The organism is Candidatus Margulisiibacteriota bacterium (assembly GCA_028706105.1).
Lineage (GTDB): Bacteria > Margulisbacteria > Riflemargulisbacteria > GWF2-35-9 > DYQY01 > DYQY01.
The window spans coordinates 1-19,896 of sequence record JAQWCF010000032.1; the positions used below are offsets into that span (position 1 = coordinate 1).

A 19,896-nucleotide genomic window follows, 5' to 3' on the forward strand; every position below is an offset into this window, starting at 1 on the left:
CTAAAAGCCAAAAGCTAAAACCCAAAGTGGTTACTGCTCATCATTTGGACGATCAAGTAGAATCAGTGTTGATGCAGATTTTTTCTGGCACAAGTGGGTTAAGGGTAGGAATCGCTGAGAAGATTAAGATTAACGGAATAGAGGTTATACGTCCTTTATTACAAGAGACAAAAGAAAAAATATTTGATTATTGTGAGCAAAATTCCTTAGAATTTATAACTGATGTTTCAAACTTTGAAACTGATTTTAAACGTAATAAATTACGAAATATTATTATTCCCATGATTAAGAAAATAATGAATCCTAATCTAGAAAAAGCGATTGAACGGTATAAAACTATTTCTGATGAAATGAGCTCATATTTAGATGAACAGTTGGATGTTCTACATGCGAGCTTATCCATTGGGAATGCTTATAATTTACTTCTTTTTCAGAAACTACATCCCTTTTTACAAAAAGAGTCTTTGAAAAGAAAGTTAGTTGAAAAGGGTATCAGTATTACTACAGGTTTATTGGAGGAGCTTATTGAGCAGTTAAACAGTTCGAAACCTAATATCAAATATTCTATTAGTAAAGATTATGCACTTGTTAAAGAGTATAAAGTTTTTAAAATAGTTTCAAATTTAGAGATAACTAAGATAAGCACGCCTTTGGTTTGTGGTGAAAATATAGTGGACGATAAGAAAATTACTATTTATTTAGACACAATGTGTGTGGTTGATAAGCACAGGAAGTCATCGGTTTGTTTGGATGCAGACAAAATTGATGTTGATTCTCTGGTGATTAGAAATAAAGAGTTTGGCGATTCGTTTGTTCCACTGGGAATGCAGGGCAGTAAGAAATTAAAGGATTATTTTATAGATAAAAAGGTTGCTGCTTCGGAACGTGCTGAGGTGTTAGTCGTCGAACATACTGGTGGCATTATTTGGGTGGTAGGATATGAAATAGATGATAGGGTAAAGGTTACAGAAGAGACGAAGAGCTTTTTAGTAATAGAGTTCACCCTTCCGTCTGATGCTTTGCATCAGACGGAAGGGTGCGTCACGGATAGTCAAGAAAACTTCCCTTTAGAAGGGAAGATGCCCGAAGGACGGAAGGGTGCACGGGAAGAAGACCGCTGGTTTATAAACTATGCAGAGTCTTTTTATAAAGATGATAAGGAATTTAACAAGAATATTAAATTAAAGATAGATCACACTTTTAGAGTCGTTTCTCTTATCAAAGATATCTGTGAGCATGAGGGTCTTTCGGAGAAAGATAAACAATTAGCAGAGACAATAGCTCTGTATCATGATATTGGCAGGTTTGAGCAGCTGAAGAGATACAACACTTTTGCGGATATATTGTCTGTAGATCATGCGTTATTGGCTTTGGATATTTGTGAAAATTATAATTTGTTGGACAAATTTAACGAGCTAGATGCCTGTCTTATTGAGTATGCGATTAAGCATCATAACAAGCTTCGTTTACCTAGCGATGCCTCTCCGTTAGAGTTATTGTACGCATCACTTATTAGGGATGCAGATAAAGTAGACATATACAAAACATTAATTAATCATTTTGAATCTTGGGATGGCAGTGAGTCCTCAATTATTACTTTTGGATTAACAACACAGAAGCAACTTACCCCAGAAGCAGTAGATTTAATCCTTAAAGGTGAGATTGTTGAGCATAAGGATATGCGCACAGCTTACGACTTTCTTTTAATGCTTATAGGCTGGTTAAATGATTTGAATTTTGATAGAAGTCTCCAGTTAATAATCGAGAGAGGTTATTTAGAAAGTGTGCTTAAGTTTATACCAGAAGGTAAGGAAAAGGATAAAATCTCAGACTGGGTTAACTCAATAATTTCTTAAGTTTTTTTCTTTTTTTTATTGGTTGTTGTTTTTTCTTAAACTCACCAGAAAAGTTAGTTAAGCTACTGAGAAATTTTTCTCGATGATCCTTTGTTTCGATGATTGTTAGTTTTTTAAGCATAATAATCTCTTTAATATACATCATATACTAAATAAATTTCTTTTCAAGTTTTGTGCTTATTTCCTAACTGTATTACCTATTTGCCATTGAACTAATTAGCTAAGATATGCGAGAATAAACTATACCAAATAACGGAGGTTTTTATATGAAAGGAATAGTTTTAGCCGGAGGCAAAGGCACCAGACTTTATCCACTTACTAAAGTAATGTCTAAACAGTTACTACCTGTTTACGATAAGCCACTTATTTATTATCCTTTATCAGTTTTGATGCTTGCGGGAATTAGGGATATTCTGATTATTTCCACCCCAGAAGATATTCCAAGATTCGAAAGTTTTTTTGGTAATGGTTCTGATTATGGTTTAAAGATAAGCTATAAAGTACAAGCGAATCCCAACGGTTTGGCGGAAGCGTTTATTTTAGGTGAAGATTTTATTGGTGAAGATGATGTTTGTATGATTCTTGGTGACAATATTTTCTATGGCCATGATTTTGTGAATTTTTTGAAAGAAGCTGTTATTAATATCAAAAAAGATGGTGGTGGATTAGTTTTTGGTTATAGAGTAAAAGACCCAGAACGCTATGGTGTTGTTGAGTTTGATGCTAACGGAAAAGCCATTAGTATTGAAGAAAAGCCAATGAAGCCAAAGAGTAATTATGCAGTTGTTGGGCTTTATTTATACGATAATTCTGTTGTAGAGATAGCTAAAAATTTAAAACCATCTCCAAGGGGAGAGTTAGAGATTACTGATGTGAATAGAATCTATCTTGAAAACAATAATCTGCAGGTGATGAATCTTGGTAGAGGCTTTGCTTGGTTAGATACAGGAACGCATGAAAGCCTTTTGGATGCAGCCTATTTTGTTAAAACAATTGAAGAGAGGCAAGGCGTGAAAATATCTTGCATCGAGGAGATAGCTTATTTGAAAGGGTGGATAAGTAGGGAGCAACTTTCTAAATTAGCTGAAGAACTAAAGAGTAATCAATATGGTGATTATCTAAAAGGGATTCTTAAGTGAAGAAAATATTAGCTGTCTTTGGTACTAGACCAGAAGCTATTAAAATGTGCCCACTAGTTCAAGAGTTTCAGCAGCATCCAGATGTGTTTGAAATAAAAGTATGTGTTACTGCTCAGCACAGAGAAATGCTTGACCAAGTATTAAATGTTTTTGAAATTATTCCAGATTATGACTTAAATATTATGAAGCATGGTCAGGATTTATTTGATGTTACTAGTCGAGTCCTTTTAGAACTGCGGCCAGTGTTGAAAGAGTACAAGCCAGACTTAGTTTTAGTCCATGGAGATACTACCACTGCTTTGTCTGCAACACTTGCTGCTTTTTATGAGCAGGTACCGGTTGGACACGTGGAAGCAGGCCTTAGAACGTATAATTTGACTGCACCTTGGCCTGAAGAAGCCAATCGTCAGATGGTTGACCGTCTTTGTAGATATCACTTTGCTCCAACCCAAAGAAATGCTGACTGTTTAGTCGGTGAGCAAATAAGTAATGAACATATCGTTGTTACTGGCAACACAGTCATTGATGCTCTTTATTGGGTAACTAATAAAATCGAAAATGACCTTAACCTTAAAAATACTTTACATAAACAGATCGCCGATGTTGGCTACGATAAACTTTTCACTTTTCACTCTTCACCTTTCAATAGAAGTGTGCCAAAGCTCATTTTGATTACCGGTCATCGTCGAGAGAACTTTGGACAAGGATTTCTTGATATTTGTGAAGCTATCAAAGAACTTGCCCAAAAGTATCCTGATGTTGATATTGTATATCCGTTACATTTAAATCCTAATGTCAGGAAGCCTGTGAATCAAATACTTAAAGGAATCAAGAATGTTTATTTGATTGAACCCTTAGATTATTTGCCTTTTGTCTATTTAATGTCTCAAGCAACAATCATTTTGACCGATAGTGGTGGTATTCAAGAAGAGGCTCCAGGTTTGGGTAAGCCAGTTTTAGTTATGAGAGATACGACAGAACGTCCAGAAGGAATTGATGCTGGCACTGTTAAGTTAGTGGGGACAGATAAGGCAAAAATTGTCGCAGAGATGAGTTTGTTGTTGGAAGATAAGCAGGCTTATGAGAAGATGTCCAAAGCCTATAATCCTTATGGCGATGGAAAGGCAAGCTTTCGGATAGTTGAGTATTTGAAAAGGAAATTAGCTTCGGTCACCGAGTGATTTCGTGCATTCTATACAATTACTACACAAGCACACGTCGACGGACTCAGGACAACGCTCGATGAGCACAAAATTGTATCGAGGTGAGAGGTAGAGTATTATTGAAAGGAATTTATAATGAAGGAAAAGATTCGTTTTGTTTTATTGTTTTTATTACTTATTTTTATTGTTTATGTTTCTAGAATTTTAATTTCATTCCCGTTTACACCAGAAAGGTTAATTTTTAGTCATCCGCTAGAAAAAGCTGACTTAATAGTTGTCCCCTCAGGTGAAATGGTCAGGCTGGAACATGCTTTTAAATTAGCAGAGCAGGGATATGCTCCTGTTGTTTTTTATTCAGGTGGCTATATTGACAACTATAAGGGCGAATATATCCGAAAACTTCAAGTTAAGGGCGTGGAACTGATTGTGACTTCTAATTCTATTTCAACTTATACAGATGCGGTGCTTACAAAGGCCTTTATTAAAGATAAAAATATTCATAAAATTATTTTAGTAACTTCTCCTTATCATAGTTATCGAGTTTATAAAACTTTTCATAAGCTTATTCCCGATAAGAAACTTATTTCTGTTCCCGCTGTTGGCTCTGAGTTCAATGTAAGCGATGCTAAATATAAAAAAAATTCTTTTAGTCAGTTGTCCTTTCGTTCAGAACAATTGAAGTATCTGTTTTATGCAATTAAATATGGGATATAGCACATTAAATCATTGATAAAAGATCCCTTGATTGCTCATAAATGCTTTGCTTGAGAGGATATTAAGCAAAAGAACCAAGAATAATTCGTGCGATTAATAGTTTTTATGTTCGATAACTTAATATAAAAGAAAACATGGGGGTGTTGTTATGGATATCAAAAAATTAACTCAAAAAGAATTAGAGATACTAAGATTTAGGATTAATATTTGGCAAGCGCCTCTTAGTGAATATCAACTTAGTATAATCAGAGAAGTTAGTTTAATTTGCGCTTAATTTAACGATAATAAAATTGCCTTAAATCCATAAAAGAAAGTAATTTTTTAACAACTTGCATGTCGGGGGTATAAGGATTTTTGGGCTTTGAAGGAATAGTTAGTTTTGGTATAGCAAAAGGGATATCTCGAAGTTTCAGGTTGTAAGCCTGATGTATTAATGTTTCTAGATTGATAACATCTTCGACATTATAGGCAAGTAGCGTCTCTAGTGTTCGAGGATTCTGGGTACGACAGTAGTCATTCCATAATGATATGGCAAAGTACCCGTCCATGCCTTCCAGTTCTTGACGAGAGATGCCGAAATAACGCTCACAGCCTTTAAGTCCGCCCTTAATGCCCAAACTATGCAAAATATAACGCAAGTCAATATGGGAGTGGGTGTGGAGGCTGATATTAAAGTAACTTTCAATAAAAGGGACATCAAAACATTTTCCGTTGTAGGTAACCAGTAAGTCATATTTTTTTATGTCTTGAACAAATTCATTTAGATTCTTGCCATTAACATAGCATTTAATGTTTTTACCGTCGTAAATTGCGATCGTGGTAATATCATCAAACTTACCTTTAAGTCCCGTTGTTTCTATGTCTAGATAGGCAACACTATGTTTGAAATGTGGAAAAATTCTCCAGCTTTGTTTGTTGTTTAATTCTTGACTAAAGTATAGATGGTCGGCCTTTTCAAGTGCTGACTGTGATTCATTGATTGCTTTTTTAAGTAATTTGATTTTAGCAGGAGGGATTGGTGCTTTGTCTGCATCAGCTAGATGCTCCCAAGAAAAGACGCAATAATCCCAAAGTTTTATCTCCATTTGTTCGCTGATTCCAGGGATGTGGCAAAAGGAATTTCTTAGCATATGGTTATAATACTTTGAGGATAAATTCTAAACAACTAATAAATAAACTTTAGCTAACAACAATATCTCTATAGTTATCAATTTGGTTTAACTCTGACTGAATAAGTTCTGTTTTCTTTTGACGAGTTAGTTTTTTTATCTCTGGTTCGCGCTTATAGGCGTTTTCAGCATCTTCAACATAGACTAGTTGTTTTGGTTTTTTGGCCTTAGTATATTTTGAACCTTTACCATGATTTGTTAAGCGTTTTTGTAAATCTTTGGCTATTCCAACATAATAACTATTGTCTTCGCATTCAAGTATATAAACGTACATACAGGTATTATAGCAGTTATAGCCAAGACTAATCTGGGATAATAATTTTTTTAAATTTGATTACGAAAATAACTACAACTAGAGGCAATTATTAACCTTTTGGTGATTGACACTATTTTTTTTTGTACTATACTTTTAATGGTTCGACCAAACGGTTGAACCAAACGGTTTAAGGAGTATTAGATGACGAAGGAAGATATTAGCATAGAACATAAAATACTAGATAGCGCTACTGTTGAGTTCGCAGAATATGGTTTTAGTGGTGCCAGAACAGAAATGATTGCGAAACGGGCAGAGGTTAGTAAATCAATGCTACATTATTACTACAGAACCAAGGATTTGTTGTTTCAGTCAGTTTTAGAGCATATTTTGGTTGCATTTATTGAAAGTAACTTAGTCAAATATGTTAGTGATTTCGAAGAAGATGGACTGAATACCGCTCAGAAGCTTTATATAACATTAATGCTTTTTTCTACTAGTAGATTTCTTGTAAGTAATGAAGTTCATGTCTTTAAGCTTATTCTAAGAGAAATGCTCAACGATGAAAGTATTTTTAAAACACAGCTAATTAACTACAGGCACAAATTAGAACAGATAGAGGACATTCGGGGGTTAATAGTTCTTGGTGTTAAAGAAGGATTTTTTGAAGTAAGCAATGTGGAATATGCCGTGTTGTCTTTTAAGATAGGAATGAATGTTTTTAGTTTAGAAGAATATTTTAGTGGGGATTTAAAAAAGCTTAGTTGTGTAGATAATATTAGTTTTAACTCTTTATATGAAACTGTGTATATGATAGTTAAAATTTTTTTAAAGACTTTACAGCCAGAAGGTAAGCCGTTTTTTGTACCCAAATTACCAAAAGTGTCAGAGGATAGATTAAATAAAATTATTAGAAATGCAACAAAGGAGAAAAAAAGTAATGAATAAAAAAGTGTTAATTCCGTTAATAATCAGTGTCGCCTTTTCTTATCAAGTTGATAAAGGGTTGGAGAGTTATTTGAATTATACTAACCCAAACCCAAATAATAGTAATGAAATTATCATTGATCATTCCAATAAATTGAATGTAACCAATAGTTTAAAAGAGGCGCTTAAAGATAATGCTCTTGTAAAAGCAGCCATACTTCAGTATTTGATGAGTGACTCAGATGAACAAAAATATCAGACTAATTATTCTCCATTTGTGCGTTTTGATTCTGGTTATACGCATAGCTTAATTCCCAATGGTGGCTTATCAGCATTCACAGGCACAGATATTGTAGAGTTTTCTAATGTAGTCTCTTATGGAAAAAAGTTTAACACAGGGACTACAATGGCTTTGGGGATGGGTAACACTTATTCTGATGCTAATGATTCGGCGTTGCCCCCTTTTAAAGTTTCCGCTGATCCAGCCAAGCAGAAACCAATCGTTTTTGTTCAATTTCAACAAGCGTTACTTAAAAATAACTTTGGCATCAATGATAAAAATCTGGAAGAAATTCTTGCTAATCAAACAGAAACGAAAAAGGCGCTCGCCAAGTATGATGTTTCTAGGCTTTTTGCTAAAGCACTTTTTGATTATTGGGATTTGATAGAAAAATATAGAAATATTTGTGATACAACCATCCAGTTTAATGAGTATAAAAAAATCAATCAGGCTGTTGCTAAAAATATAGAGCTGGGTACATTGGAAAGTTACTATAGTAACCAGTTTAATGCTTTAATTTATGGCACACAGTCAACCTTAAAGTTAGACAGCTTTGCTTATAATAGTTCCGCTAGAAATTTACTACAAACACTGAGCTTGCCTATCGGAGAAAAAACGAAACTAAAATTTATCTACTTAAATGAAACTAAACCTGTTTTAAATGTTGCTAAATTATTAGAGACAGCTTATGCAAATAGAGCGGATTATTTACAAGTAAATCTTGCTCTTGAGTCTGCTTCAAAGAATATAGCTATTTTGAAAAATGAATTGATGCCTGAGGCTAAACTTTCCTATCAGTTAACCGGACTTGGAGATGATGAAAGTTTTTCCAAAGCCTTTGGTGATGCAGCTTCCTTAAAATATTCTAATCAGGAAGTTAAATTTGCTATCACCATGTTACTTGATGACAAGAATACAAAAATAAAACTTAGAGATGCAATGATTCAATATGAACAAGTAAAATTACAAAAAGAGTTGCTAACAAGACAGATTCAAATTGAAGTTTTAAACGCAACAGAGCAGATAGATAGTTTGTATCAGAGCTTAGTCAATGCTAAAAAAGCTAACGAGGAAGCTCAGATTTATTATAGCGAGACCATTAAGAAGCTTGAACAAGGAAGAATTAATATTTTGAGCATCAAAGATGCCATAGATATGATGATAAACACTAGAAAAGGTTATACTAAAGTTCTTCTAGGTTATAACTTGTCACTTATTCAGCTTGATCTTGTCACAAATACGATTTTTGACACCTATAAGGTCGACACAAATGCGTATATAAATAGTTTTATGGAGGAGAATAAATAATGATTTGCAAAATGATTGAGTTTTTTATTAAAGAAAAGTTGATAATTAATTTGATAGTGGCAGTGTTATTGATTGCCGGTTTTATAACCGTGACCAATCTTAATAGAGAGGCATTTCCTACAGTTAATTTGGACATGGTTATTACTACAACCATCTATCCAGGTGGTTCTCCAGATGAGGTGGAAAAGCTAATTACTATACCGATAGAGAAGAAGCTTCGTGAAGTTAATAATATCGATAAAATTGAAGGGTTTAATATTGAGAACGTTTCAGTTGTAGTGGCCTACATTAATGATCAGCTTACTAAAGAGAAATACAAAGAAACTATTACAGAAATAAAAGATGTGATAGGTAGTTTTTCAAATTTACCAAGCGGTACTTTGGCTCCAGAAGTTGAGGAAATCACCTCAGAAAAAATACCAGCGATTGATATTGCAATTATGAGTGACAAAAGCGGAGATGATGCTTATAGAGTAATTAGAGATACAGCTAAAAAGCTGGAGAGCGAGCTTTTGCTGATCGAGGGAGTGGCAGACATAGATAAACTGGGATATCAGGACAGAGAGTTTTTAGTTGAGATATCGCCGGCAGCTTTAAAAAAATATCGAGTGGGTTTAAATACTACAATTCATAAATTACAAGGAAGAAATATTGATATGCCTGGTGGGTCGTTGCGCATAGGTGAGAATGAATATATTTTAAGAACAATAGGACAATATAAAACTGTTGAAGAAGTTGAGAATACTATTTTATTTGCTAATGATGCTGGGTTTGTTACAAAAATAAAAGATATCGCCAAAGTTAAGGATACATTTGAAGAAGCTGATATTTTTGAACGAGTTAACAATAAAGATGCGATTGTTTTAAAACTAAAGAAAAAACAAAGCATGGATTTGATGAACTTGAATAAAGAGATTATTGAGCATATTGAACAATTTAAAGAAAATTTACCAGAAGATGTGACTATTGCTATTTTTAATGATCAAAGTAGGTTTGTAAAATCTAGATTATCCTCATTAGTAACTAATGCGACGGCTGGGTTCTTGCTACTTGCTGTAATTTTAGTTTTATTATTAGGACTTAGAATGGCGCTTATTGTTAGTGTAAGCATTCCTATTGCGTTCATGCTTTCCTTTATGGTAATGAGCAACCAGGGTATTTCATTAAATGTTATTAGTATGTTTGCCCTTGTGATGGTTTTAGGGATGATTGTAGACTTTTCCATTGTTGTTGCCGAGAACACTTATCGGCATCTAGAGAATGGCATGGAGCGAAGAGAAGCTGTCACCAAAGGAGTAGCAGAAGTATTGTCCGCTATGACTGTGACTATGTTGTGTATAGTTGCTGCGTTCTCTCCTCTTTTGTTTATGACGGGGCTAGTAGGAAAGGCAATCTATGCTATTCCAATGGTTATAATTATTTGTTTAACAGCCTCTTGGCTGTGTGCTGTCTTCGTTTTGCCAAATTTTTTAGATTCATTTGCTCGAGTTACTCCAAAACAGATAAAAGCAAAACAAAAACTAAAAGAAAAACAAAGCACAAAAAGTACTCCTTATAGAAGGTTTTTGGCAAACATGATTAAGTTTCGCTACCTTGCTGTTGTTGCACTTATTGCTTTGCTAATTTTTTCATTACAACTTGCTGGTAAACATATGGATTTTGTTTTTTTACCAAGCGCTGCAGAAGGAATTAAGGTTCAGGTCAGGATGCCGTTAGGGACAAATTTAGAGACAACAAAAAAATACACAAGTGTAGTTGAAGATATTGTGGCAACACTTGCATCCCAAGATGTTGAATCAACACATACTAGAATTGGGATAGAAGAATCTAGAGGTATGGATATTTCTCCAAAAGATGGGACACATAAGGCAACTATTATCGTTAACTTAACACCCGTAAATGATAGAGATAGGTCTGGAGCTGAAATAATTAATGAACTAAGGCAGAAGTTTATGAAAGCTAAAGCAGAGGGGATAATTAATAAAAGTTTGGATGTTAAGTTTGAGGAAGTACTGATGGGAATGCCAGTAGGCAAAGCTATTAATGTTGAAATCCTTAATGACAACTTGGACGTTAGCAAGAAAATAGCGGATGAGTATTTCGCTTACTTGAAGTCTATCCCAGGTGTTACTGATATCAAAATTGATTTAGAGGAAGGGAAACAGGAGTTTCGTTATACAATTAATGAAGAAGTCGCTGCGCAAACAGGACTTTCAGTTGCGGATGTTGCACAGGCGCTGCTTACTTCGTTTAAAGGAGTAGCAGCAACCACTATTCGTAAAGGTGATGAAGAGATTGATATTAGAGTTAGATTCCCTGATTGGGCTCTAAGGTCTAGCGAAAGTTTAGAGGATGTAGTTGTTGCAAATATGTATGGTGGCTTAATAGAGCTAAACAAGGTCACTAATTATACTAAAGAAAAAGGATTTTCAAATATTAATCGCAAAAATTACACAAGAGTTGTCAAGGTTCAGGCTAATGTTAAACAAGAAGTTATTACTTCCTTGAAGGTTAATAGGATGTTAGCTGCACAGTTTAAAGGTATAAATGAAAGATACCCTGAGGTTGTTATTAACTATGGTGGTGAGCAGGAAGACACTCAAAAGAGCATGTCTAATTTAGGAAAGCTTTTTCTTATTGCTCTTGGTGTTATTTATGTTCTTCTTGCCATGTTTTTCAATTCTCTATTATTGCCAGTAGTTGTAATGATCTGTATCCCTTTTTCGATCATCGGCGTATTGTTAGCACTTGTTTCACATGGGATGCCTTTGTCCTTTATGAGTATTTTAGGCGTATTTAGTTTGGCAGGTGTTATTGTTAGTAATACTTTAGTTTTAGTGCAGTTTATTAATAATTTAAGACGTGACGGTATGAGCTTAAAGGATGCATTAGTAGAGGGTGGAGCTTTAAGGTTTAGGCCTGTATTACTTACTAGTGGGACAACAGTTCTTGGTCTTGTTCCAACTATTTATGGTCTTGGTGGCGTGGATATGTTTGTAGCACCACTTGGGTTAGCTTTTGGTTATGGTCTGATTTTTGCTACGATAATTACCTTATTATTTGTTCCTTGTTTTTACCACATGGCAGAAGACCTTAAATTTGTTGTGGCTAAGTTTCTATCTTTATTTGGAGTCGAAGGAAGAACAACACTTATAGAGCTGAATGGAATAGACAAAGACAAAAAAAACGGTTGTTTCTGAAATGATTTAATTTTTTCTAATCGGTGGTCATCCATCGATTAGAAAAAGAGTATCGGCTGGATAAAGTGAAGTATTAAACCTGTAATTTACAAATATTTTCTGAGTGAGTACAAGTTTTTATTGATAATGCGTGTTTCATATTGTAAGCTATGCTTGAACTAAAACAGTTCTATTTCTTAAGGAAAAGAAACCTAAGTAAAAGGTTGTAACATGAAAACTATTAAATCTATTATTACTTTTTTTGTTGTTGCTTTAATTGTTATCTTCGCAATTCAGAATGCGGTAACAGTTGAAATTGTTTTTTTGTTTTGGGCTTTGGCTATTCCTCGTGTGCTTTTGGTTTTGGGTTTAATTGCGATTGGCTTTTTCTTGGGTGTTCTGTTCGCTAGCTTTAATAAAAAAAGAGTGCCAAATAGGTCTACCATTGAACCTCAACAAAATGAGAATCTATAATCTATAGCTTACATTAAATACTATCGGTATTATTAGCTCTTGAACTAAATTTAAAATAGCCTGAGAATTGATAACATATGAAAGCATATTTAGAGATAGTTTCAAAGGTTCTAGCCGAAGGACAACTAAAAGGAAATCGTACTGGAAAAGATGCAGTTGCTTCAGCTGGAGCAATGTTTGAACATAATATGAGTGATGGATTCCCTTTGCTTACGACTAAGTCTGTTCCTTTACGTTTAGTGGCTTCAGAACTAGAGTTTTTCATTAAAGGCATTACAGACAAGGAATGGTTAAAAGCACGTAATAATCACATTTGGAATGAATGGTGTAGTCCGTTAAAGGTTGCCTATGGTCATGATGAAGCAACTTTAGCCAAAATGATGGAAGAACGAGAGCTTGGACCCATCTATGGTTGGCAGTGGCGCAACTTTGGAGCGAAATATCAGAGCTTTGATAGCTCGCCACAGGGCAAAGGCATTGATCAGCTAAAAAACCTAATAGAGAAGCTAAAAACCAATCCAGATGATAGAAGAATGATTGTGTCAGCTTGGAACCCTGTAGATTTTCCAGAAATGGCGTTACCTCCCTGTCATTATTCGTTTCAAGTTACTGTAATCAATAATAAACTTAACCTTTTATGGAATCAAAGATCTGTTGATATAGCCTTAGGTCTACCCTTTAATATTGCTAGCTATGCGCTTTTATTGCATTTGTTAGCCAAAGAAGTAGGGCTAGAAGAGGGCAAGCTTGTAGGCTTTTTGGCTGATACGCATATTTATTGTAACCATATAGAGGGACTGAAAGAACAGCTTAGTCGTGCTGTAAAAACTTTACCAAAGCTGGTGACGAATAAATTTACAACTATTTATGATTGGGAGTACACAGATTCTATCGTAGAGAATTACGAGCATCACCCACGTATTGCGTTTGAGATTGCGGTATAAAAAGGAGAGTTTATGACTGAAGTAATTGTGATTGTAGCAGTAGCACAAAATAATATTATCGGAAAAGGTAATGATATCCCTTGGAGAATCCGTGAGGATTTTTTGCATTTCAAAAAGCACACTATTGGTCACCCTTGTGTTATGAGTGATGTTTGTTATGAATCCTTGCCCGAGAAGTCTAGACCATTACCAAATAGAGAAAATATTGTACTTACTTTCAACAAAGAGTATCAGCCAGCAGGAACGACTATTTTTAATGATTTTAATGCAGCGATTGATTACTGTAAGCAAAACAATGAAGAAAAAGTTTTTATAACAGGTGGTTCTAGTATTTATAAATTAGGGCTAGAAATAGCAGATACTTTCTTGTTAACTAGATTACATAGAGACATCGAAGGCGAAGTTTCTTTCCCAACTGTTGATTGGAGCCAGTGGCAGGAAGTGTCTTCTGAAAGGCATACTGGTCTGGACTCTATTAGTAACACTGAAATAGAATTCTCGTTTATTGAGTATAAACGAATTTAATAGTAATAAGGTAGCTTTTTTGAGATAAGTATGGATGTTTGTGTCGATTATTTCTTCCATTAATTGAACTTATTTGTCAGCCATAATTTTATGAAGGAGGAAGAATCTTTTTTTATTTGCTTACACTTCGAGAACCTCAGTGACCGCGAGAACCTCAGTGACCGCTAAATTTACTATGCTTGATTTTAAAATAAAGAATTTAAGTTGATTGCGTAATTTGAGTAAGATGCCTTTGTAGTAATTTTTGAGCATTTGGCTCCACGCAGTGGTGGGAAGAAAATTACCCATAAATAGATTACAATATGTTGACTAGCTTATGTTTAAATAAAGCAAATTCTTTGTTAGTATTAATTGTCACTAAAATTGACTGAAAATAAAATAAAAGATAAGGTTAAATTATGCCAAAATCAGAAAAAGAATTAGCCAAGAAAGTACATGAGTTAAATATTTGCAGGACACATAATAGGTCCTTGTATGGTGATTATGGTTATAATCAAATTTTGAATGTCAATTTAGTGAAAGAATGTTTAGATTTAGCAGCACTCAAGAAATCAACTATTCGAATTTTAGATATCGGTTGTGGAAACGGTTTTGCGTTGAATCAACTGAAAATTGAACTTGAAAAGAATGGATTGAAAAATAAATTTGAAATCTATGGTCTTGGTGTAAATGTCTATGATCCTCTGTATATACCCAAAAAATCTTTTATTAATAAAGGATTAACGCAGTATGAGTTAGGAAAGAATAAGCCCTTTGATATTATTATTTCTGTTTATACCTTCCAATACATTTGGTATAAATTAGAATGTTTGGAAAAAATATATAATCAACTTTTAGCTAATAATGGTAAAGCCTTTATCCACTTTCCAGGTTATCTAATGTTTTTTTCTGAAAAAAACAAAGATATGAACAGAAATGAAGAGGTTGGAAACAAGGAATTTGCTTCCTTTATTCAAGAGTGGAAGGTTCAAAATAACAATCCCGAGGTAAGTTATAGCGTTCATCTATATACAAATATAGTTGAGGACGATGGCTTAGACACAGAGTTTGGTGTCATAAAATTTAATAAAAATAATAATAAACGAATTACGTTTGATGCCAAACTAAGTGGATTTTCAATGTATGACGAAGGATTTATTTTTGATTCCACAGTTATTGGATTGTCCTATGTGTCTTCGTTTTATAATATGGAAAAAAGCAAAAAGACTAAACTTCAAAAAAAATCTATCATAGATATTGATAAGGAGATAAGCACTCCACTTTATAGAATCATCAATGTTAAGAAGAAGTATGAAAACATAAATTATAAATTCCATCTGGCTATTCACCCCGTAGCTAGCCCTGTAATTATAGGAATTTATCCAGCTGCTAAAGAAGAACTTTCAGGTGGCGATATCCCTTATCAACAAATGGCAAATTTGATGAGTAATAAAAGGATTGGAGCAGTTGTTAGATGCAACGGACTGCAAACAGAAGAAGGACATTTTCATGAGTTTAATGATTATTTCGTTAGCCATTTTATGGATTATATTATAGAGAATGCTGAGGATATCTGTGGAAGCGCTAATCCAGACATTTATCTTATGGGATATTCTTCTGGAGCAAGTGCTATAGCTTCTATTGCAGCTGACTATAGCCAGGTAAAAAAGCTTTTATTGCTTGCCCCATCACATGATTCGGACACAGCAAAAACAAAACACAGTCTCAATCGATTCACAGGCGAGTTGTATATTGTTACAGGCGATAATGACCAAGTTGTTTTCCCGAAACAAGCAGCTTGGTTCTATTATCAGGCTGACAAATCAAAGAAACGAAGCTTTGTTGTGCTAGATTCATGTGAGCATTCATTTAGTGGTAAAAAAAACAGAGAAGCTGTCCTGAAATCTCCTTTTTGGGCCTTTAAAGATTTAAGTGATTTCCCTCCCGCTGAAAATCTTTTAGAAAACAAGGAATACCTTGATTACCTTGAAGGTTGGGAGCAAGAACCATTTTGGAAATAGATATTAACTTTTTTCTATAGCTCAAAACATTAAGTTAATTCTTAAGCTATTTTCTTATCTCCAGAAAATATTTCAGTGATGGTTACATATACAGCACCTTTAGGATAAATGTCAGCCCTTTTGTTTTGTACCCAATCAACGACATATTGATACTTTTCGCCATTTTCTATATATTCTGTTTTTCCTTTTAATTGATATGATTTTCTTGTATCAGGGTCAAGTACAACAATTGAAATATTTGAATTAGCTAATATATTATTTTTTGTTTTTGCAAATTTGTTGTCAGCTATAACGATGGTTGTATCATTTAGGCATTTTAAAAACCCTACATATATTATATTTGGGATACCTTCATTGTTAGCAGTGGCGATACAAATGGGATATGTTTTTTCTATCGCAAATTTAACTTCTTGTGGTATTTTTATCATAAGCCATCTCCTTTTTTAATTCAAAAATTCGCTATTGTTTAGCGATGAAATCATCTTGGCATTCTTTATTAATTCTATGTTTTATAGTTATTAGTTACTAATTAATATATTAGAATGTCTTATAAGTAGGGGAGTGTTGATGAAAAAGAGGTTGTGTATTCCCAAGGAACGAACATCAGCGTGTCTATGTTCTATGCAATCGAGATGATAGTCACATTATATGCATCAGGAGAGCATTTTCTAGGCTTATGGATGACCTAGGTATCGAAAACGTAAATATCCATACTCTTAGACATATATTTGCTTCTCATTGTATTCTTAATGGAATTGATATTCTTTCAGTAAAAGAGTTTCTTGGTCATTCAAGGGTAACAACAACAGAAATCTATACACATTTAAATCAAACATTTAAGTCTGACCAAATTCAGAAGTTGGATGGATTGTTTGCTGTGTCAAGTTCTTAGTAAATTTGACGATATATTTTATAGTAAAAAACGAAATATTTAGGTATGATTATATTGAAGTACGTAATTCTAGGAGAGTTTCATATGCATCATTCATGGACAAAAGAAGATGTTTTAGTAGCTTTTTATTTATACAAGTTTCAAAATCAAGGTTTAGGATATCCCGAAGATTCTATTTGTAAGATATTAGGCATTACAAAGGGTAGTATGAAAATGGCTATAAGTAATTTTGCAGCTTTAGATGGGAACCCTGGATTATCTAATGCGTCAAAAGCAGCTCAACGTGTTTATTCCGAATACAAAGATGTTACTCAAGATGTTATAAAACATGATGTCGTGAAGTACATTAACAGAAAGCTAAATGAATTTAATTCTGACAAGTCTCAACAGTTGAATTATTTTTAATATTTTAGGTTATTAATAATAAGCTATCCTGCATATTTTAATAGAATTTTGTTATATTTAATATAAATACTGGATAGATGGCAGGTCAAACTATCAAACATTGTAACATCCACTTAATTCCAAGAAAAAAGGTGACATGGATGACCCTACTGGTACCTTGAATGGAATTATCCCAAAGAAGCAGAAGTATTAAAATATTAAAGTGTTGTTAACAATACGTTAAGGCGTTAACTGTATTTTTTAGCCAGCGCAACTGTTGATAAGCGAAAATAAACAAAAAATACAAAAAACAACTATAGCAACAAGACAACCTATGCCAGCTGAGGTATCATGATTATTAGCACATTCTGGGCATAAGGTTCTCTTGCTATAATAATTTCTTGTTGAAGGAACTATTCTTTTACCGAAAGACCAACCAAAACTATGTCCAGTGTTAACTTCTCTACGACATTCTTCACCTTTTGGTATAGATTTCCCACATACATAGCAAGATGCCATTATAAACCTCTTTTTAAAATGTTTAAGTATAGTATAACAAATATTAGAATAAAAAATAACAAACTGTTACCTGTATGTTACTTTATTGAATTTTTCAAAATTGGGAAATCGCCAGAACCCTTATAGATAATGGCGGGGACGAACGGGCACCTTCGCACTTCGTGCTAGGGACAACCGCTAAACTCGCTTCGACTACGCTCAGCGTAAACTCGCTCGTTAAGCGGAGTTGTAACTGAACCTCGGTTCTCGCCTCGATCGTCCAAGTATGAGAACTTATAATAAGATAATTAATTGTATTATTAGGATTGATTGATAAAGTAAGGAATCATTAACCGCCACATTTTTCTTCGAAAAAGTGGCGGGGACGAACGGGCTCGAACCGTCGACCTCCTGCGTGACAGGCAGGCGCTCTAACCAACTGAGCTACGCCCCCGAAAAATAAACTTTAAAAGATTATATCAAATTATTTTTTGCCAAGCTATTAAATGATTTACGTATTCCATGTAAGGAATGGTGATCTGGGTGGGACTTGAACCCACGGCCACCGGATTAAAAGTCAGGTGCTCTACCGACTGAGCTACCAGATCATCTAATTTGATATAAATAAACTATACAAAAGCCTAAGACACAGAGTCTTATTATTAAAAAGCTAGAAGCAACCTGTAAAACAGGAAATTAAAAAGGTCAAAACTAGGTTGTTCCGTATTTTTTCCTTTTATGTTTTCTCATTTTTTTGCGTCTTTTTTTAAGTACGCTACCCATAAAAACTCCTTATATTATCTGTACTACAGAATTGTTACCTTGATTTTAGGCTCAATTATTATACTTGCTTTAATTAATATGCTCAAGCAATTATTTCGCGATGTTTTTGGAAACACTGACCAAAACAAAAAAACGATGCTAAAATTTAAAATAGAGAAGACAAATGAGAAGACACATATTCATATTTTTATTTATTAGTTTGGCTTATTCCGTGACATTTCAGGATGGGTACAACAAGTTTGTCGTTGGTGATTATCAGCAGGCGATAGATATTTTTCAAAAACTTTTAGCTGAAACGCCAGAAGATTATAAAACTACACTTTGGATAGGAAAGTCATGTTTTTATTTAGGTGATCAGAAAAAGGCCATAGACACACTTATTAAGGCTGTAAAGTTGAATCCTGAGGATACTGAGGCTAAAGAATTATTAGAACAAGTAGAGTATGTCCGAGGATATAAAAAAGTAGCAGAAATGTATTATCATAAAGGGTACTTCGCTTATATGAAAGGCGACTATCAAACTGCAAAAGATAATTATTGGCAGGCGATTTTGCTAGATTCAGAGGTTTCTAAGTATCATGTCTGGCATCTTCGTTCTTTGATAGGACTGGGGGAGTTAAGTAAGGCCAGAGCTGAGTTAGATTATGCTGTTAAACTTAAACCCTATGATAACTCTCTTTCTATTTTAGGGAGTGAAGAGTTAAGGTTGGTAAAGCCGGATAAAGAGTATTATGACTTGTTGGTGAACCTTAAACATAAAAAATTGATTAATAAAACAGAAGAAGTGACTGTTGTTCCTGCTATTAATTCAACCAAAAAAACAATTAAAGCAAGTCTTGCTAATGATATTTCTGCTGTATCGATGAATACTTTAGTTAATAAAACAAAAACGACGGCTGTTAAGGAAGTGGTTTTATCTAAAAACGAAGAGTTTGTTAGCGAGATACCTACATTGAATCCAAGTATGCTTAGAAAAGAATCTTCTGCTTTTCAGGGAAATACGACAAAAGCACGCTTTTCTTTTTAGTTAGATATTGACGTTGAGCCTTAATGTAATCACAATTAGGGTAGGGATGAGGGGTTATATGAAAAAAATTATATTATCAATTCTATTAATATTAATATTAATAGTCTTTACTGGTTGTCAGGAGCTGGAAAACTTTAGCGCTCAGATAGATCAATCTTTTGTTGATGGGGTTATGAGTAATTTACAGATAAAAGACCATTTAGAAACAGCAATTCCTTTAGGTAGTAGCATTTATTTATATAATATGGATGATCCAGAAAATGATTCTTGGGCAACGTTCCTTGATAGTAACATGGCTGACCAATTAGTTAGCTCTAATTTTATTTTGTTGGAAAGGAATTTTAAATACGTAGACAAAATGCTTCAAGAAAGAACTAATAA

20 protein-coding genes, 2 tRNA genes and 1 pseudogene are annotated in these 19,896 nt (G+C 34.0%); 16 read left to right on the forward strand and 7 right to left on the reverse strand.

The annotated features are described in order from the left end of the window. On the forward strand, positions 1-1,856 hold a 1,856-nt coding region (tilS, locus tag PHF25_04725), incomplete at its 5' end, for a tRNA lysidine(34) synthetase TilS (protein ID MDD4527328.1). Here the strand turns inward: tilS and PHF25_04730 are convergent. Then, complete coding sequence (locus tag PHF25_04730; protein MDD4527329.1) at positions 1,837-1,977, reverse strand: hypothetical protein; 141 nt, start codon at positions 1,975-1,977, stop codon at positions 1,837-1,839. The genes tilS and PHF25_04730 overlap by 20 nt on opposite strands. A 145-nt stretch (positions 1,978-2,122) precedes the next feature. Here PHF25_04730 and rfbA point away from each other — a divergent pair, with 145 nt between their 5' ends. The 4 genes from rfbA to PHF25_04750 all read left to right on the forward strand — a co-directional run bounded on the left by rfbA (position 2,123) and on the right by PHF25_04750 (position 5,146). Then, positions 2,123-2,995 carry a glucose-1-phosphate thymidylyltransferase RfbA gene (gene rfbA, locus PHF25_04735; GenBank protein ID MDD4527330.1) on the forward strand — a complete coding sequence of 291 codons (873 nt, stop codon included), beginning with the start codon at positions 2,123-2,125 and terminating at the stop codon, positions 2,993-2,995. Beyond that, on the forward strand, positions 2,992-4,176 hold the full coding sequence (gene wecB / locus PHF25_04740) for a UDP-N-acetylglucosamine 2-epimerase (non-hydrolyzing) (protein MDD4527331.1): 1,185 nt from the start codon (positions 2,992-2,994) through the stop codon (positions 4,174-4,176). The genes rfbA and wecB overlap by 4 nt, the downstream gene beginning before the upstream one ends. A gap of 117 nt (positions 4,177-4,293) precedes the next feature. Beyond that, positions 4,294-4,872 carry a YdcF family protein gene (locus tag PHF25_04745; GenBank protein MDD4527332.1) on the forward strand — a complete coding sequence of 193 codons (579 nt, stop codon included), beginning with the start codon at positions 4,294-4,296 and terminating at the stop codon, positions 4,870-4,872. Positions 4,873-5,020: 148 nt separating this feature from the next. After that, positions 5,021-5,146: a hypothetical protein gene (locus PHF25_04750; GenBank protein MDD4527333.1), complete on the forward strand. Its 126-nt coding sequence runs from the start codon at positions 5,021-5,023 to the stop codon at positions 5,144-5,146. 1 nt (position 5,147) lies between these two features. On the opposite strand, the gene PHF25_04755 is transcribed toward PHF25_04750, so the two are convergent. Together PHF25_04755 and PHF25_04760 are read right to left on the reverse strand one after the other, a co-directional pair. Further along, the gene (locus PHF25_04755) at positions 5,148-6,002 is read right to left on the reverse strand and encodes a ribonuclease H-like domain-containing protein (protein MDD4527334.1); all 855 of its coding nucleotides are present in this window, start codon (positions 6,000-6,002) and stop codon (positions 5,148-5,150) included. A 49-nt stretch (positions 6,003-6,051) separates the two neighbouring features. After that, a complete protein-coding gene (locus PHF25_04760; protein ID MDD4527335.1) occupies positions 6,052-6,315 on the reverse strand; it encodes a GIY-YIG nuclease family protein in 264 nt (87 codons plus the stop codon). A 183-nt stretch (positions 6,316-6,498) separates the two neighbouring features. On the opposite strand from PHF25_04760, the gene PHF25_04765 reads away from it, so the two are divergent. From PHF25_04765 to PHF25_04795, 7 genes are all read left to right on the forward strand, one after another. Next, positions 6,499-7,242 (forward strand): TetR family transcriptional regulator, encoded by a 744-nt coding sequence (locus PHF25_04765; protein MDD4527336.1) that lies wholly within the window; start codon positions 6,499-6,501, stop codon positions 7,240-7,242. Continuing rightward, complete coding sequence (locus tag PHF25_04770; protein ID MDD4527337.1) at positions 7,235-8,809, forward strand: TolC family protein; 1,575 nt, start codon at positions 7,235-7,237, stop codon at positions 8,807-8,809. The genes PHF25_04765 and PHF25_04770 overlap by 8 nt, the downstream gene beginning before the upstream one ends. Then, on the forward strand, positions 8,809-12,009 hold the full coding sequence (locus PHF25_04775) for an efflux RND transporter permease subunit (protein ID MDD4527338.1): 3,201 nt from the start codon (positions 8,809-8,811) through the stop codon (positions 12,007-12,009). Before PHF25_04770 ends, PHF25_04775 begins: the two co-directional genes overlap by 1 nt. A gap of 210 nt (positions 12,010-12,219) precedes the next feature. Next, a complete protein-coding gene (locus tag PHF25_04780; protein MDD4527339.1) occupies positions 12,220-12,462 on the forward strand; it encodes a LapA family protein in 243 nt (80 codons plus the stop codon). 77 nt (positions 12,463-12,539) lie between these two features. Further along, on the forward strand, positions 12,540-13,406 hold the full coding sequence (gene thyA, locus PHF25_04785) for a thymidylate synthase (GenBank protein MDD4527340.1): 867 nt from the start codon (positions 12,540-12,542) through the stop codon (positions 13,404-13,406). Between the two features lie 12 nt (positions 13,407-13,418). Then, positions 13,419-13,931: a dihydrofolate reductase gene (locus PHF25_04790; protein MDD4527341.1), complete on the forward strand. Its 513-nt coding sequence runs from the start codon at positions 13,419-13,421 to the stop codon at positions 13,929-13,931. Positions 13,932-14,329: 398 nt separating this feature from the next. Then, positions 14,330-15,931 (forward strand): hypothetical protein, encoded by a 1,602-nt coding sequence (locus PHF25_04795; protein MDD4527342.1) that lies wholly within the window; start codon positions 14,330-14,332, stop codon positions 15,929-15,931. A gap of 41 nt (positions 15,932-15,972) precedes the next feature. Here PHF25_04795 and PHF25_04800 read toward each other — a convergent pair whose 3' ends face one another. Next, positions 15,973-16,359 (reverse strand): pyridoxamine 5'-phosphate oxidase family protein, encoded by a 387-nt coding sequence (locus tag PHF25_04800; GenBank protein MDD4527343.1) that lies wholly within the window; start codon positions 16,357-16,359, stop codon positions 15,973-15,975. A gap of 185 nt (positions 16,360-16,544) precedes the next feature. On the opposite strand from PHF25_04800, the pseudogene PHF25_04805 reads away from it, so the two are divergent. Next, positions 16,545-16,823, forward strand: a pseudogene (locus PHF25_04805) (tyrosine-type recombinase/integrase). Between the two features lie 84 nt (positions 16,824-16,907). Further along, positions 16,908-17,228 carry a hypothetical protein gene (locus PHF25_04810; protein MDD4527344.1) on the forward strand — a complete coding sequence of 107 codons (321 nt, stop codon included), beginning with the start codon at positions 16,908-16,910 and terminating at the stop codon, positions 17,226-17,228. 240 nt (positions 17,229-17,468) lie between these two features. Here PHF25_04810 and PHF25_04815 read toward each other — a convergent pair whose 3' ends face one another. The 3 genes from PHF25_04815 to PHF25_04825 all read right to left on the reverse strand — a co-directional run bounded on the left by PHF25_04815 (position 17,469) and on the right by PHF25_04825 (position 18,313). After that, positions 17,469-17,726, reverse strand: coding sequence for a hypothetical protein (locus PHF25_04815; protein MDD4527345.1), 258 nt, complete (start codon positions 17,724-17,726; stop codon positions 17,469-17,471). Positions 17,727-18,082: 356 nt separating this feature from the next. Further along, positions 18,083-18,159, reverse strand: a tRNA-Asp gene (locus PHF25_04820). Between the two features lie 78 nt (positions 18,160-18,237). Continuing rightward, a tRNA-Lys gene (locus PHF25_04825) sits at positions 18,238-18,313 on the reverse strand. A 338-nt stretch (positions 18,314-18,651) separates the two neighbouring features. Between PHF25_04825 and PHF25_04830 the strand changes: the two genes are divergently transcribed. Together PHF25_04830 and PHF25_04835 are read left to right on the forward strand one after the other, a co-directional pair. After that, a complete protein-coding gene (locus tag PHF25_04830; GenBank protein ID MDD4527346.1) occupies positions 18,652-19,515 on the forward strand; it encodes a tetratricopeptide repeat protein in 864 nt (287 codons plus the stop codon). Between the two features lie 58 nt (positions 19,516-19,573). After that, positions 19,574-19,896, forward strand: a 323-nt coding sequence (locus PHF25_04835; protein ID MDD4527347.1) for a hypothetical protein, incomplete at its 3' end; no start/stop codon positions are given.